The organism is Pseudoalteromonas sp. A3 (assembly GCF_025942345.1).
GTDB classification, from domain to species: domain Bacteria; phylum Pseudomonadota; class Gammaproteobacteria; order Enterobacterales; family Alteromonadaceae; genus Pseudoalteromonas; species Pseudoalteromonas atlantica.
On sequence record NZ_JAPCKL010000003.1, the window covers coordinates 382,689 to 398,629 of the forward strand.

12 protein-coding genes are annotated in these 15,941 nt (G+C 40.1%); all 12 read right to left on the reverse strand.

From position 1 onward, the window contains the following. Positions 1-78 precede the first annotated feature (78 nt). Positions 79-852: a YggN family protein gene (locus OIZ54_RS07855; protein ID WP_055018931.1), complete on the reverse strand. Its 774-nt coding sequence runs from the start codon at positions 850-852 to the stop codon at positions 79-81. Between the two features lie 1,394 nt (positions 853-2,246). After that, the gene (gene galU / locus OIZ54_RS07860; RefSeq protein WP_264390105.1) at positions 2,247-3,167 is read right to left on the reverse strand and encodes a UTP--glucose-1-phosphate uridylyltransferase GalU; all 921 of its coding nucleotides are present in this window, start codon (positions 3,165-3,167) and stop codon (positions 2,247-2,249) included. Positions 3,168-3,328: 161 nt separating this feature from the next. Next, a complete protein-coding gene (locus OIZ54_RS07865) occupies positions 3,329-4,333 on the reverse strand; it encodes an NAD-dependent epimerase (RefSeq protein ID WP_264390106.1) in 1,005 nt (334 codons plus the stop codon). A gap of 80 nt (positions 4,334-4,413) precedes the next feature. Further along, positions 4,414-5,580: a nucleotide sugar dehydrogenase gene (locus OIZ54_RS07870; RefSeq protein WP_264390107.1), complete on the reverse strand. Its 1,167-nt coding sequence runs from the start codon at positions 5,578-5,580 to the stop codon at positions 4,414-4,416. Between the two features lie 57 nt (positions 5,581-5,637). Next, complete coding sequence (locus OIZ54_RS07875) at positions 5,638-6,594, reverse strand: DHHA1 domain-containing protein (protein ID WP_264390108.1); 957 nt, start codon at positions 6,592-6,594, stop codon at positions 5,638-5,640. Between the two features lie 101 nt (positions 6,595-6,695). After that, entirely contained in the window at positions 6,696-7,307 is a 612-nt protein-coding gene (cysC, locus tag OIZ54_RS07880) for an adenylyl-sulfate kinase (protein ID WP_264390109.1), read from the reverse strand. An 828-nt stretch (positions 7,308-8,135) separates the two neighbouring features. Further along, complete coding sequence (locus OIZ54_RS07885; RefSeq protein WP_264390110.1) at positions 8,136-9,872, reverse strand: SLC13 family permease; 1,737 nt, start codon at positions 9,870-9,872, stop codon at positions 8,136-8,138. A gap of 70 nt (positions 9,873-9,942) precedes the next feature. Then, positions 9,943-11,355, reverse strand: coding sequence for a sulfate adenylyltransferase subunit CysN (gene cysN, locus OIZ54_RS07890; RefSeq protein ID WP_264390111.1), 1,413 nt, complete (start codon positions 11,353-11,355; stop codon positions 9,943-9,945). Positions 11,356-11,458: 103 nt separating this feature from the next. Then, a complete protein-coding gene (locus OIZ54_RS07895) occupies positions 11,459-11,806 on the reverse strand; it encodes a four helix bundle protein (RefSeq protein ID WP_096739064.1) in 348 nt (115 codons plus the stop codon). Between the two features lie 91 nt (positions 11,807-11,897). Beyond that, on the reverse strand, positions 11,898-12,806 hold the full coding sequence (cysD, locus tag OIZ54_RS07900; RefSeq protein WP_121636967.1) for a sulfate adenylyltransferase subunit CysD: 909 nt from the start codon (positions 12,804-12,806) through the stop codon (positions 11,898-11,900). Positions 12,807-14,162: 1,356 nt separating this feature from the next. Beyond that, positions 14,163-15,032: a glycosyltransferase family 2 protein gene (locus tag OIZ54_RS07905; RefSeq protein WP_264390112.1), complete on the reverse strand. Its 870-nt coding sequence runs from the start codon at positions 15,030-15,032 to the stop codon at positions 14,163-14,165. A gap of 3 nt (positions 15,033-15,035) precedes the next feature. Further along, positions 15,036-15,905 (reverse strand): glycosyltransferase, encoded by an 870-nt coding sequence (locus OIZ54_RS07910; RefSeq protein ID WP_264390113.1) that lies wholly within the window; start codon positions 15,903-15,905, stop codon positions 15,036-15,038. Positions 15,906-15,941: the final 36 nt, after the last annotated feature.

The window sequence follows — 15,941 nt, forward strand, 5'->3', positions numbered from 1 at the left end:
AGCTGACAGCTGACAGCTGACAGCTAAAAGCTAAAAGCTAAAAGCTAATAACTAACAGCTTATAACTCCCCACTTTTCTTACGATTTTATCTGCACTAAATCAAAGTCAGCCATGCCCGGGACTATCGCTTGCAAGCGCGATTCGGTCACATCAAGTGCGTTTAAACATTCGCAATACTCAGAGGCTTTAAGCTCAAGTTGCTGGGCCTTTTTTTGTAGTGATTTATCTATTTCTTTAGAGATAATATTCATACGTTGGCCCATGTCGTTAATGCGGTCTTCAATATTACCTTCGCGTGATTTAAACGCATCTCCAAGTGACATTAAAATAGCGCCTAACGAGCCATGTACGGCAGAGTGTATTTGCTGGCTTATTTCTTTAGTGAAAAAATCATCTATTTGCGAGAGAGATTGTGGAGCAATAAAAAAGAAGTCATCGCCGCGCTTAAATTTATCCATAAGCGCCCGCTCTACGTACTGGAGCTGGGTTTTTAGTACTTCCGGCTCTTTATCAGACATCCCCTCAACCACATGCTCAATGGCGCTTAAACCTAAGTTAACCCCATCAGTGGCTAAGTTAACAAGCTCAGGCACCGTATGACGAATACCATTACTAAATTGCTCAAGTACTTTGCTTTCTTCAGTGCTTAAATCAACCCAATAACCACGAATAAAAAGCTGGTTATTATTATTAATTTGCACGCGGGTTTGGCCTTTATCAAGAATACGTATAACGTCGTCGGTAATTATTAAGCCATGACTCAACTCAACATCGCACTGCGACTGAGCTAAAACTGCAGAGCTTGAAAGTGCTAAACACAACGCCAATATCGAACGAGATAACAACGCCATATACACCTCAACAAGCTAAAAAAGGAAGGTAGGTAGGTTAACAAAAAACCAACTTTATGCAAGAGAAATAGCGGTTAGCGGTTAGCGGTTAGCGGTTAGCGGTTAGCGGTTAGCGGTTAGCGGTTAGCGGTTAGCGGTTAGCGGTTAGCGGTTAGCCAGAATAAATTATTAAACACTGTGGTTACAATAAACGCATTACTTTGTATATGGCGTAGAGCTTGCTCAGGGGTGATGCGAAGCTTCTCATTATTTATATTAATTATTACCGTGAATACAGCGGTGCTTTGCGCTAAGCTGTACTAGCTAAGCCGAGAATGTATTAGATCTTCTCCTTCTCTTCTCCGTGTTCTCTGTGGTGATAACAATCGCTTAATCACTTGAATGGGCTTAGCCCAAAACAAATCTACCACCGAGGGCACAGAGGCGCTACGTGCTACACCGAGAAGGTATTAGCTCTTCTCCTTTTCTTCTCTGTGTTCTCTGTGTTCTCTGTGGTGATAATAATCACTTAATCACTTTGTGTATTTAAAAACAAATCTACCACCGAGAACACCGAGGCGCTTCGCGCTTCACCGAGAAGGTATTAGCTCTTCTCCTTTTCTTCTCTGTGTTCTCTGTGGTAATAACAACCGCTTAATCACTTTGCGTGTTTAACCTAAAGCAATTTGACAACCGAGAGCACGGAGGCGCTAAGCGCTACACCGAGCAGTTATTAGCTCTTATCCTTCCCTTCTCCGTGTTCTCTGTGGCAATAACAATCTCTTAATCACTTGAATGGGCTTAGCCCAAAACGAATCTACCACCGAGAGCACGGAGGCGCTACGCGCTACACCGAGCAGTTATTAGCTCTTCTCCTTCCCTTCTCCGTGTTCTCTGTGGTGATAACAATCTCTTAATCACTTGAATGGGCTTAATCCTAAACAATTTTACCACCAAGGGCGCAGAGCCGCTGCGTGCTACACTGAAAAGTTACTAACGCCAGCAAGCTGTGCGTCTACAAGTAACAATTACTTCTCCTCTGCGTGTTCTCTGTGGTAATAACAATCTCTTAATCACTTGAATGGGCTTAGCCCAAAACAAATCTACCACCGAGGGCACAGAGGCGCTTCGCGCTACACCGAGAAGGTATTAGCTCTTCTCCTTCACTTCTCCGTGTTCTCTGTGGTGATAATAATCACTTAATCACTTTGTGTATTTAAAAACGAATCTACCACCGAGAACACCGAGGCGCTTCGCGCTTCACCGAGAAGGTATTAGCTCTTCTCCTTTTCTTCTCTGTGTTCTCTGTGGTGATAACAACCGCTTAATCATTTTTTAAAATGTTAAGCAAAATATATACACTTAAAAAAAGCGCGGCATATAGCCGCGCTTTAAATAATATAAGCTTAAAAACTCTATAAATTTACAACATTTTCAGATTGAGAAGCTGGTTCATCATTTACCAACGTTGTTAAATATTGGCCAAAGCCTTCACCTAACTTAGCATCGCGCATACCGTATTCAACAATTGCTTTTAAGTAGCCTAGCTTGTCACCACAATCATGCGAGCGCCCACTCATATGGAATGCTTCAACCGTTTCTTGGGTCATTAGTGCATCAATAGAGTCGGTTAACTGTATTTCACCACCCGCGCCTACAGGTGTTTTAGCAAGTAGCGGCCAAATGTTTTTGCTTAGTACGTAACGTCCTACTACTGCAAGGTTTGATGGGGCTTTATCTGCCTCTGGTTTTTCAACCATGGTTTTAATTGCTGCGCTATTACCTGGTGTTAATTGCACGCCGTTTATATCAGCAATACCGTATTTGCTCACATCCGCCTGTGCTACTGGCTCAAGCATAATTTGACTTGCTTTGGTCTCGTTAAAGCGTTTGATCATTGCGGCGAGGTTTTCAGTTTTTTGATCGGCAGTATAAGCATCAAGTATTACATCTGGCAGTAATACTATAAAATCGTCGTCACCCACAATTGGCTTTGCACACAAAATAGCATGGCCTAAGCCCTTTGCCTCACCTTGGCGCACACTCATTATAGTTACATCATTAGGGCAAATAGAGCGTATTTCTTCAAGTAATGCACGCTTAACGCGTTTTTCAAGCGTTGCTTCAAGCTCGTAACTGGTATCAAAGTGGTTTTCTATGGCGTTTTTAGAGCTATGTGTTACCAGTACAATATCTTTAACACCAGCAGCTACACACTCACTTACTATGTATTGAATAAGTGGTTTATCTACAATTGGTAACATTTCTTTAGGAATTGCTTTGGTCATAGGCAACATACGCGTACCAAGACCAGCAACAGGAATAACAGCTTTCATGGGTAATCCTTTATTTATAAATTAATTATTTTTAACTTAGCAGGTTAAATGTATATGGGGGCTGAATGGAGAGAAGCTATCAGATCAATCAAAATGATAATTAAACAATTTTTAAGTAAACATTGCTTTCAAAAAAAGCAGTGTTTACTTCGCTATAAAGCTTATTTATAGAAATTTTTATACCATTTAATTAGTTCGCTAACGCCTTGCTCAACACTCACTTGGGCTTTATAACCCGTTACATCAAACAAGTTTTGCGTGTGGGCATATGTTTTATAAACATCGCCTGCTTGCATTTCACGAAAATTTTTATTTGCCTCAGTACCTAGCTCGGTCTCAATTGCTTCAATAAACTTCATTAGGTTTATTGGGCTACCGTGGCCAATATTATAAATAGCATAAGGGGCAGAACTAGTCGCTGGTGAACCGCTCTCTACACGCCAATCTGGGTTTGCTTGAGGTATGACATCGGCAGCGCGTACAACACCTTCTACAATATCATCAATGTAAGTAAAGTCACGCCACATATCACCATTGTTATTCACATCAATAATATCACCGGCGAGTATTTTTTTTGTAAAAATATACGGCGCCATGTCTGGGCGACCCCACGGGCCGTAAACGGTAAAAAAGCGCAGCCCAGTAGTGGGTAGTTTATATAAATGCGAATAGCTATGTGCCATTAACTCATTTGCTTTTTTAGTCGCGGCATAAAGTGATACAGGATGATCAACACTATCACTAGCTTCAAATGGCGTTTTTTCGTTTAGCCCGTAAACAGAACTAGATGATGCATAAATAAGGTGCTTAACATGGTTATGCCTACACCCTTCCAGTACATTTAAGTACCCCACTAAATTAGAATCAGCGTATGTATCCGGGCTCTCTATTGAGTAACGTACGCTTGCTTGCGCAGCTAAGTGTATTACTTTATCAAACTGCTGTGCAGCAAATAGCTCACTCATTGCAGCCCGTGCGCTTATATCAAGCCTAATAAACGTAAAGTTATCGTGGCTTTCAAACAGCGCCAAACGTGCTAATTTTAAATTTACATCGTAATACTCGTTTAAATTATCAATACCTACTACGATGTGGCCCGCTGCTAATAATTTTTGACACGTTGCAGCACCAATAAAACCTGCAGCACCGGTAACTAAATACTTCATATTTTCCTAAATTGAGCAAAAAGCCGCATCAACATAAATTCAGCGGCTTCTTAAAGTAATATCTAACAACTATTATTTAATTAGTCACTACCAAATAAATCACGAGTATACACTTTATCCGCAATGTCGCTTAATTCGTCAACCATACGGTTTGAAACGACTACATCTGATATTTGCTTAAACTCGTTTAAGTCTTTTATTACGCGTGAGTGGTAAAATTCGTTTTCTTCAAGCACTGGTTCAAATACAACAACCTCAATACCTTTAGCTTTAATACGTTTCATAATACCTTGAATAGCAGACGCTCTAAAGTTATCAGAGCCTGTTTTCATTACTAAACGGTAAACACCAACAATTTTAGGGTTGCGTTTAATAATTGAATCAGCAACAAAATCTTTGCGTGTTGTATTAGCATCTACAATAGCGCCAATTATATTGTTTGGTACATTTTGGTAGTTAGCACGCAGCTGTTTGGTGTCTTTTGGTAAACAGTAGCCGCCATAGCCAAACGATGGGTTGTTGTAATGCTTTCCGATACGTGGGTCTAAACCTACACCTTCAATAATTTGCTTACTATCTAAGCCATGCGCTTCTGCGTAGCTATCAAGCTCATTAAAATAGGCAACGCGCATAGCAAGGTAAGTATTAGAAAATAGCTTAATAGCTTCAGCCTCTGTAGAGTCAGTAAATAGCACTTCTACACCTTGCTTGATTGCACCTTGCTTAAGCAAATTAGCAAAAATAGTAGCGCGTTCACTTTGTTCACCTACAACAATACGTGACGGGTGCAAGTTATCATAAAGTGCTTTGCCTTCGCGTAAAAACTCAGGAGAAAATATTAAATTTTCAGCATTAAGTTGCTTTTTAATTTCCGCTGTAAAGCCTACGGGAATAGTCGACTTAATCACCATAACCGCATTGGGGTTATGCGCCATAGTATCTTTTATTACGGCTTCAACCGAGCTGGTATTGAAATAGTTTGTTTCAACATCGTAGTCGGTTGGTGTGGCTATAATAACGTAGTCGGCATTTTTATAAGCAGCCACTTTATCGGTAGTGGCTGTAAAATTTAAGTCATCACGGGTTAAAAAATCGCTAATTTCTGCGTCAACAATTGGCGACTGCTTGTTGTTTAAAAGTGCTATTTTTTTCTCGTCAATATCAAGCGCAACCACTTCATTGTGTTGCGCCAAAAGCATAGCGTTTGAAAGGCCTACATAACCTGTACCTACCACGGCAATTTTCATATTAATCCTGTAGAGTTAAAAAGTTTAGAGTTAAGCATTTTATTAAGTACTGAGATATTAATTATAAAAGCTTACAAGTTGCTCAACAAAATTAGCCACTTGTAATTTGGGTAACTCATTAATACCTGCAGCAGCAGCTCGGCCACCACCTGTAGCAAACTGACTACATACATCAACAGCACCTTGCTTATTGTTAAGTGGCGCTCTAACACTTACTAAATAGCTGCCCTTATTATTAAACGTAAGTACTGCATGCGCTTTATTAGGTGACCGATTAGCAAGATCATTACCTAAAACGCCGCTTACTCGGCGAGCCCAAGCTTCATCTTCTAATAAAATTACCTTAGCTGTATCGCAATCATGAAGTATTTGCGCATTAGCCGCTTTTTCCATATCCGCTTTATAAGCTTGCTCAAGAGTATAATAAACTGAGCTTTTATCGTTAATTGCATCAAAAGGCGACTTATACTGCACAAGCAGCTCGAATAAATCTTCTGGTGCAAAGTGTAAATCAGCCACTTCACTTCCGTAGCCGTTATAATTTATGTAAGTACCAAATGCTTTCAACTGTGACTTTTGAAGTTCAGTTAATCCAAGCTTATCGGCCTCCCTATCAGCCTTGGCAAATAAGTTATCACCATAGGCTGCAGTAATTGCCCATAAATGAAATTGTTTATCTATTAAATCACTGACAATTAAACTGGTACACATATTCGCATCTAAATCTATGTGTGCAAATAAATTAGTATGATTAGGTATATCGCCAGCTTTATGGTGATCTACATACATAACACGCGCCCCAACACACAAAGCATCGTGAAGAGCCGGCATATTTTTTTCCATCGAAATATCCAATACCCTAATACAGTCCCCTTCTTGCGGAGTGATTTTTTGCATTAATTGAATATCGCGTTTAACACCTGTTACCTTAATGGTATCTGTTGGGTTTGCTAATTGCAGCTGTAATAAGGCAATAATGCCGTCGGCATCACCGTTAAAAATGTCGTATTTCATAATACTCTCAAATACATAAACAAAAAGACGCCAATATAACTAAAGGGCACGTAAAAAGCGCAGCCTATTGCCACTCACTCGCTTTCCTTAGTTGGTAACTTTTAGCCATTAGCATTTACAATCTTGTTATTAATTAAATAATCTACAATTTGTCCAGCGCACTGCTCAATGGTTTGTTCGGCCGTTTTAACATGTATATCAGGGTTTTCAGGCACATCAAATGCTGAACTGATCCCTGTAAAGTTCGGTATTTCGCCTGCACGTGCTTTTTTATATAAGCCCTTTGGATCGCGGCTTTCGCAAACAGCAAGCGGTGTATCTATGAACACCTCTACAAATTCACCTTCATTAACTATACTTCGAGCTTGATCACGATCAGCTTTAAATGGCGAAATAAACGCAGTAGATACAATAAGCCCCGCATCTACAAATAATTTAGCAACTTCACTTATGCGGCGAATATTCTCAACACGGTCTTCATCACTAAATGTAAGCCCCTTATTTAAGCCCATGCGTACATTATCGCCATCAAGCAAATAAGTATGGCAGCCTAATGAAAATAGCTTTGCTTCAACAGCATTTGCCACTGTAGATTTACCTGAACCACTTAAGCCAGTGTACCAGAGCAATACAGGCTTATGACCTTTGTGCTGTTGCTTCTGCTTTCTCGACACTGTTTGAGCGTGCCATACTATATTTTCATCTTGGCTCATTGAAATACCCTTGTTCTATACTATTTAATATATTACTACTAAAAAGTGTTTGCGTGTAGAAGTAAAAAGACTATCGAAAAGCCATGCATATATTTTAACCTTTGCAGTACTCATTTAAATTAATTCAAAACGATTTTACCACCGAGGGCACAGAGGCGCTGCGCGCTTCACCGAGAGGGTATTAGATCTTCTCCTTCACTTCTCCGTGTTCTCTGTGGTAATAACAATCTCTTAATCACTTTGTGTATTTAAAAACGAATCTACCACCGAGAGCACCGAGGCGCTGCGCGCTTCACCGAGAAGGTACTAGCTCTTCTCCTTTTCTTCACAGTGTTCTCTGTGGTAATAAAATCACTTTCGTTGTTTATTTAAAAATAAATCTACCACTGAGAGCACCGAGGCGCTGCACGCTACACTGAGTTACAAACGCCAGCAAGCTGCGCGTCTACAAGTAACTATTTACTTCTCCTCTGCGTGTTCTCTGTGGTGATAATAATCACTTAATTACTTTGTGTATTTAAAAACGAATCTACCACCGAGAGGGTACTAGATCTTCTCCTTCACTTCTCCGTGTTCTCTGTGGTGATAATAATCGCTTAATTACTTTTGATTAAAACCAAAGCAATTTGACCACCGAGGACACCGAGGCGCTTCGCGCTTCACCGAGAAGGTACTAGCTCTTCTCCTTTTCTTCTCAGTGTTCTCTGTGGTAATAAAATCACTTTCGTTGTTTATTTAAAAATAAATCTACCACCGAGGGCACAGAGGCGCTTCGCGCTTAATCAAGAAGTTATTAATAGTGCAAGTAAGCTACTTGCCTACAACACCCTAATTTGCACTAAAAGGAAAAAAAACAGGTACGAACAGCAGCACAACCAGCGCATACACTATGCTGATAGGTAAGCCTATTTTCAAAAAGTCGTTTAACCTATAGTTACCAGAATTAAATACCATCAAATTAGTTTGATACCCATACGGGCTTATAAAGCTTCCACTTGCAGCAAACGCAACCGCCATTACAAAAGGCAGTACATCAACACCAAAGCCCAAAGCAACGCTGTAGCCTATAGGAAACATTAATGCAGCTGCGGCGTTATTAGTAACGAACTCCGTCATTAACCAAGTAACTAAATAAACCAGTATAAACGCAGTATACACATACCTAGGGTCATCGAATTGACCTATAACCCCACCTAGGGATTCAACCACGCCAGAGTTAACCAACGCACTTGATAGTAAAAGTGCAGATGAAACCACAAGCCAAATATCAATGGGAAATCGCCTTACCAGCTCATTGGTTGTTAAGCTTCGGGTAAATAAAAGACCACCCATAAGTAACACCAACCCTTCTAATAAATCTAGCACTCCAGCAGCCGCTAATGCTATTGTGGTTACAAAGCCCCCAATAGAAAGCCACGCGCGCCAACCGTTAATTCTACTTTCTGGCTCTACACCGGATAATGTTAAAAAGTTTTTGTTTATATTAGTCCTAGATTTATAGTCATCACCCACTGCTAATACTAAAAAGTCACCAGAGCGAATAACTACATCACCTAACTTACCCGAAACCTGTTCACCATCTCGCCTTATTGCCACTACTGCAGCATCAAACAACGCCCTAAAGCCCGTAGTTTTAAGCGTGCGTCCTACAATTATACTTTCAGACCTAACCACTACCTCAGTAAGGTTGCTGTTTAAGGTACCATTTTTTTCTGCAAAAATTTCTAACCCTGAAAATTGCCCTAATTGCAGCAACTTAGTTATGTCACCACAAAAAATAAGCCTGTCTGAAGGCTGTATTACCTCCGACGGAGAAACTGGGCTGATAAGCCTGCCTGAGCGTACTATTTCAACTAAAAATAATGACTCTAAATGCCTAAGCCCATTAACCTCAACAGAACGTCCTACTAACTCTGAGCCAGTAGATACTTTAGCATCAATAAAATACCCTTCAGAAGTAACGTTATTTTGCTCAATACTCGGTAACATGCGGGTACATAAAAACATAGTTAAACCGCAGCAAAGTACTAAAATGGCACCTACAGCAGTAAACGAGAAAAACGATAACGACTCACCTGACGCCTCAATATACATTGAGTTAACGATTAAATTAGTAGACGTACCTATTAACGTAAGCGTTCCTCCTAAAATAGAGGCATACGATAAAGGTAATAGCAATTTGCTAGCAAAATGATGGGGGTTATTCCTAATTGGCGAAAGTAACGTAGCCACAACCGCAGTATTATTTAATATAGAAGAAAAAAACGTGGTAATACCAAACAACCTAAACCAAGTAGAGATATAACTATCTACAATCGTTTTAGACGCTATTACTCTTAAAAGGCGGGTTTTTTCGAGTGCAAGCGAGCACAGTACCAATAAAATTAATGTTACTAGACCTGGGTTAGCAATGCTCGTTAAAAACTGCTCTTTAGTCACTAAATCACAAGCGATCAAAGCAATAAGTGTTGCACCAAAAACAGCAACGGGGCGCGTTTGCAAAACAATTAAACCTAAAATTGTAAAAGCAAAAATACAAAGCGTTAGGTATGCATCTAATGGCATGGGTAAAGTAGCCATCCTTAGTTAAAAAATAAAAGTGCGGGCTAAAAAAGCCCGCTATATCTTGAGTAATCTAACGAATTACTTTTGCATCCCAATGCGGGAAGTGCTTACGTACAAGCGCATTAAACTCAACTTCAAATGCAGAGTGCTCGCTTTTAGGTTTACTTCCTTTTGCATCCAACGGTCTGCGTATCATACCCGCGCCAACAGTAACGTTAGTTAAGCGGTCAATTACAATAAATGCCCCAGTATGTTTATTTACATCATAGGCATCAAATTGGACGGGCGCTGTTAATGCAAATTGACAGTTACCAATTTCGTTTAGATTTAATTGTGATGCTTCTTGCTGCTCTAAAGTATTTACATCAACTTTATAATTAATCGCCTCAGCGTAACCATAAACCGATTTACTTCCTACTTTAATTTCGTATTCACGGTCAACGTGTAAAGCTTCTTCAGTCATCCATACTACATCTGCTTCAAAGCTATCAGCTGAGTGAGGTTTTTGATGAGGGCGTACAAGCATATCACCACGGCTTATATCAATTTCATCTTCAAGCGTTAAAGTAATAGCCATACCTGCAGAGGCTTTTTCAAGGTCGCCATCAAAAGTAACGATTGACTTAACCTTACTTTCTTTACCTGAAGGGAGTGAAGCAACCGTATCGCCAACTCTAATATCACCCGCAGCAATCGTACCGCTAAAGCCCCTAAAGTCTAGATTTGGGCGATTAACATATTGCACCTGTAGCCTAAACTCATCGTTTTTCGCATGGTTTACTTGTACAGTATTCAGTAACTTCATTAAAGTAGAGCCAGGGTACCAGCTCATAGCTTCGCTTTCGTTTACTACATTATCTCCACGTAACGCCGAAATTGGTACAAAACGTACATCATCAAACGAAAGATCCTGCGCAAACTCGCGGTAATCTTTTTTAATGTTTTGATAAACCGACTGCTCGTAACCTACCGCATCCATTTTATTAATAGCGACAACTACGTTTTTAATACCTAATAAAGAGCAAATATAGCTATGGCGACGTGTTTGCACCTGCACACCATGGCGCGCATCAATTAAAATAATAGCCAAGTCACAGGTAGAAGCACCTGTTGCCATATTACGTGTGTATTGTTCATGCCCTGGCGTGTCGGCAATAATAAATTTACGTTGGTCTGTTGCAAAATAACGGTACGCAACATCAATAGTAATACCTTGTTCGCGCTCAGATTGCAGGCCATCTACTAAAAGAGATAAGTCGAAATCGTTATCTGTGGTATTAAAACGTTTTGAATCCTTTTCGATAGCAGCCATCTGATCTTCAAAAATCATTTTGCTATCATAAAGCAAACGGCCAATTAATGTAGATTTACCATCATCCACGCTACCACATGTTAAAATACGTAGCATGTCTTTGTTTTCGTGTACTTTTAAGTAAGCTTCAATATCTGTAGCAAGTAAGTTTGGTTGTGTTTGTTCGGTCATTTTAAGTCCTTTATAAGCTGTAAGTGACGAGCTGCGAGCTGCTGGCGTCGAGCTACGTGCTTAAATTTGTTTATGTTGCGAGCTACGAGCTACGAGCTACGAGCTACGAGCAACTTTTAATTGTTCTAATCAGACTACCTAGCATTTTCCCAATTAATTCACATTCACTAATAATCGATAAGCTATTTTCTTTTGAAATATAAGCTAGTTCAGTTGCAATCATTAACTGCGTTTTTAATTCGCCTAAAGAGCCCTTTGCTATAACTAAAAAGCGAGCTTTTTCTCTATCGGACTCTCTTTCAAAGCCTTCTGCAATATTGCTAGGAACAGAAACGCCGGCTCTACACATTTGATCTTTTAAGCCAAAGTCTTTTAGCTGCTCAAATGTTTTATAAATTTTTATACTTAGGCGAAAACTACGCTGCCAAACCTCTAAATTTTCGTATCTCATAAGCATCCTTGTTTATTACTTTTGGCTACTTACTGAGAGCTAATAGTTGCATATTTATGCTCGCAGCTCATAGCTAGAGGCCCTAAGCGCTTTAGAAGTAGCCTTCCATCTTTTTCTTCTCCATAGAACCTGCAGAGTCATTATCAATTACTCGCCCTTGACGCTCAGAAGTAGTACATAACAGCATCTCTTGGATTATCTCAGGAAGGGTTTGTGCTACAGACTCAACAGCACCCGTTAGCGGGTAGCAACCAAGCGTTCTAAAACGAACCATTTTATTTTGTACTTGTTCGCCCTCTTCAAGCTCCATACGCTCATCATCAACCATAATAAGCGTGCCATCGCGCTCAACTACAGGGCGCTCTTTAGCAAAGTACAATGATGGAATTTCAATACCTTCAAGGTAAATGTACTGCCAAATATCTAGCTCGGTCCAGTTACTAAGCGGGAACACACGAATGCTCTCACCTTTATCTACTTTACTGTTATAAACATTCCACAATTCTGGGCGTTGATTTTTAGGATCCCAGCGGTGGTTTTTATCTCGGAAAGAATAAACACGTTCTTTAGCACGCGACTTTTCTTCATCGCGGCGAGCACCACCAAACGCAGCATCAAAGTTATTCATATCAAGCGCCTGTTTAAGACCTTGCGTTTTCATAACATCCGTATGCTTAGCACTGCCGTGTACAAATGGGCTCATGCCCATTGCCATACCTTCAGGGTTTTTATGAACAATTAGATCAAAGTCATACTTTTCGGCCATTTGATCTCTAAACTGGATCATTTCTTTAAATTTCCAGTTAGTATCAACATGCATAAGCGGAAAAGGAATTTTACCGGGGTAAAATGCTTTACGTGCTAAATGTAATAAAACCGACGAATCTTTACCTACAGAGTAAAGCATTACTGGATTATCAAACTCAGCTGCAACCTCCCGCATAATATGAATCGACTCGGCTTCGAGTGCCTTTAGATGAGTTAGCTTTTCTTCATTCATGATGTTTTTTCATATCCTAATTTATCAAAATCCATTCGCGTCAATTTTAATGACCGACTTAAAAATTTTATGCACCGGTAGTCTATGTTTAATTACTAGGGCATGCAATGTGTGTATTTATTCAAAGGCGCCTAGCGGTCAATTAAGCATCGGCCAATTTTGGCGTAGACGAAGAGCTTGCTCACGTTAAAAGGCCAGCTGCTCATGGCTTCAAAATGTAATAAACACCAGCAAGTTGCCCCTCTACAAGTAATAATTAACTCTATTTCTCTTCCCCGTGGGGATAACCTTTTCATCACTTTGTGTATCTAGGCTAAAAATTTTTACCACCGAGAGCACAGAGGCGCTGCGCGCTACACTGAAAAAGATCTTCTCCTTCTCTTCTCCGTGTTCTCTGTGGTGATAATAATTTCTTAATCTCTTGAATGGGCTTAACCCAAAACAATTTGACCACCGAGAGCACAGAGGCGCTGCGCGCTACACTGAAAAGATCTTCTCCTTCTCTTCTCCGTGCTCTCTGTGGTGATAACAATTTCTTAATCTCTTGAATGGGCTTAACCCAAAACAATTTGACCACCGAGAGCACAGAGGCGCTGCGCGCTGCACTGAGAAAGATCTTCTCCTTCTCTTCTCCGTGTTCTCTGTGGTGATAATAATCTCTTAATCACTTTGTGCACTTAACCAAAAGAATCTACCACCGAGAGCACAGAGGCGCTGCGCGCTGCACTGAGAAAGATCTTCTCCTTCTCTTCTCCGTATTCTCTGTGGTGATAATAATCTCTTAATCACTTTGTGCACTTAACCAAAAGAATCTACCACCGAGAGCACAGAGGCGCTGCGCGCTGCACTGAGAAAGATCTTCTCCTTCTCTTCTCCGTATTCTCTGTGGTGATAATAATCTCTTAATCACTTTGTGCACTTAACCAAAAGAATCTACCACCGAGAGCACAGAGGCGCTGCGCGCTGCACTGAGAAAGATCTTCTCCTTCTCTTCTCCGTATTCTCTGTGGTGATAATAATCTCTTAATCACTTGATGGGCTTAACCCAAAACAATTTGACCACCGAGAGCACAGAGGCGCTGCGCGCTGCACTGAGAAAGATCTTCTCCTTCTCTTCTCCGTGTTCTCTGTGGTGATAACAATTTCTTAATCTCTTGAATGGGCTTAACCCAAAACAATTTGACCACCGAGAGCACAGAGGCGCTGCGCGCTACACTGAGAAGTTATTTATAACGCCAGCAAGCTGTGAGTCTACAAGTAACTATTACTTCTCCTTCTTTTCTCTGTGTTCTCTGTGGTGATAACAATCTATTCATTTTTTATGGGCTTAACCCAAACGCTTAGTCTTTCGCTCACTTACTTCCAATTCGATTTATACGGCCCTTTTCGGCCTAGTACCCCATCGACAATACCTTTAAGCATAAACACCAAACGCTTGCGCCTATTTTGTTGCATAACCGAATTTAAAAATAACCTTACAGGCATAAAAAATAAGCATCTGAGTTTCCAGTACATTGGCACATAAGGCCTGCGGCTCAAAAGTAGAATGTTTCTAAATTGATAATAAAGCCTAATAGGTGCGCCTACCTTATAAGTTACGCCTACAAACTTACTACGTGAATCGCCTAACCGGTGGACCATTTCTACATTTTTGGCCTTAGCAATATCAAACCCCATATCACGAGCACGCCAACACCATTCATGATCTACACCATCAATAAATAATGACTCATCTTTAAGCCCAATATGATCCAATGCACTCAAATCAATCATCATACCTGAGGCTATTATTTGTGTAACGCCCACTAAATCTTCGTATTCAAACACATCATGCTGTATACGAGGGCGAACATTTTTATCTGAAAAGGTACACTTAATACGTGGCCCTATTGCAACAATGTTTTGTTGTACCTTTTTTGAAGCTTCAAATAAGCTATGCAATTCAAAAACTAAATTACTTGGGATTAAGCTGTCTTGATCGAGTAAAAGCGCATATTCACAACCAGCCTTAAGTAAAAATATGAGGCCTGCGTTGTGTGCTGCAGCAATCCCTTTGTTCTCAGGGAAATGTATATAATGGTAGTGTTCAATAACCTTTTTAAAATCATTTGGCTTAGGGCTATTATCAACTATTACCACCTCATCTGTTTGGCCGTATAACCGAGTAAGTAAACGTTCTGTCAACGTAATATCAGGGTTATAAACGACTAAAACGGCACCAATCATATGCTAATTATGCTTTTTTAAATTTAATAAGAAACGATCTACTTTATAGGCAAACTTTATCCCCCACGACGGCATCATTCTTAAAAGCAATACAAAAGTCGCATAACTGTAGTTTTGTAATGAACGTTGCGAAAGAGCCTCCATAGCTAATAATCGAGCCTTAAATTCGTTAATTGATTTACCTCGTCCACGCCTTTTATAAAAACCATCTACGCGCCTAAAATGCAACAAAGGCTCTTTAACGTTGGCAAATTTATAACCATCTTTCGCTAAAGCAATCCATAAAAAGTAATCTTGTGTGTTTAGCTTATCTGCTAAATATCTGTGTCCTCGTTTAAAGACCGAGTACCTAATAGCAACAGTGGGATGGTTTATAGGGCAACGCCTAGAAAAGGAAGATAACAGTTTAGAGTGAGTGAGTGGTAGCCTACGAACTCCAGCTCTTACACCTTGTTCATCGACTTCCCATAATGCAGAACCTAACACGTCTATTTCACTATGCTTATCAAGTAACGTGACCTGCTTTTCAAATCTGTGTAATACGCAAATATCGTCGGCATCCATTCTAAAAAAATATTTAGGAGCCAAAGGAAGTGTCATCTCAATGATATAATTCATACATGCACTCAACCCTTGGTTTTGAGTACCATGTACCAATATAAAATTAGTGTATTTTTTTTCTGTTTCTGATAAATACAAAGAAATGGCATCGGCTATACCACCATCAATTACAACAACAAATAAGTCTGGTGGGAGAGTTTGGTTTAAAACGCTTTCAACAGCTTGCGTTACCCACTTAATTTTATCGTTTTTGTAAACAGACATCCCACAAACAGTCTCTACGCTTAAAGGTAAAGCTTGTGGTGTATTCATATAAAAATGACTGTTTGCAGCCGAGGTTGGATTCAT

Bases quoted from the DNA above. Each gene is read 5' to 3' on its own strand.
- OIZ54_RS07855 (WP_055018931.1), bottom strand. From the start codon at position 852: ATGGCGTTGTTATCTCGTTCGATATTGGCGTTGTGTTTAGCACTTTCA.
- galU (WP_264390105.1), bottom strand. From the start codon at position 3,167: ATGAAAGCTGTTATTCCTGTTGCTGGTCTTGGTACGCGTATGTTGCCT.
- OIZ54_RS07865 (WP_264390106.1), bottom strand. From the start codon at position 4,333: ATGAAGTATTTAGTTACCGGTGCTGCAGGTTTTATTGGTGCTGCAACG.
- OIZ54_RS07870 (WP_264390107.1), bottom strand. From the start codon at position 5,580: ATGAAAATTGCCGTGGTAGGTACAGGTTATGTAGGCCTTTCAAACGCT.
- OIZ54_RS07875 (WP_264390108.1), bottom strand. From the start codon at position 6,594: ATGAAATACGACATTTTTAACGGTGATGCCGACGGCATTATTGCCTTA.
- cysC (WP_264390109.1), bottom strand. From the start codon at position 7,307: ATGAGCCAAGATGAAAATATAGTATGGCACGCTCAAACAGTGTCGAGA.
- OIZ54_RS07885 (WP_264390110.1), bottom strand. From the start codon at position 9,872: ATGCCATTAGATGCATACCTAACGCTTTGTATTTTTGCTTTTACAATT.
- cysN (WP_264390111.1), bottom strand. From the start codon at position 11,355: ATGACCGAACAAACACAACCAAACTTACTTGCTACAGATATTGAAGCT.
- OIZ54_RS07895 (WP_096739064.1), bottom strand. From the start codon at position 11,806: ATGAGATACGAAAATTTAGAGGTTTGGCAGCGTAGTTTTCGCCTAAGT.
- cysD (WP_121636967.1), bottom strand. From the start codon at position 12,806: ATGAATGAAGAAAAGCTAACTCATCTAAAGGCACTCGAAGCCGAGTCG.
- OIZ54_RS07905 (WP_264390112.1), bottom strand. From the start codon at position 15,032: ATGATTGGTGCCGTTTTAGTCGTTTATAACCCTGATATTACGTTGACA.
- OIZ54_RS07910 (WP_264390113.1), bottom strand. From the start codon at position 15,905: ATGAATACACCACAAGCTTTACCTTTAAGCGTAGAGACTGTTTGTGGG.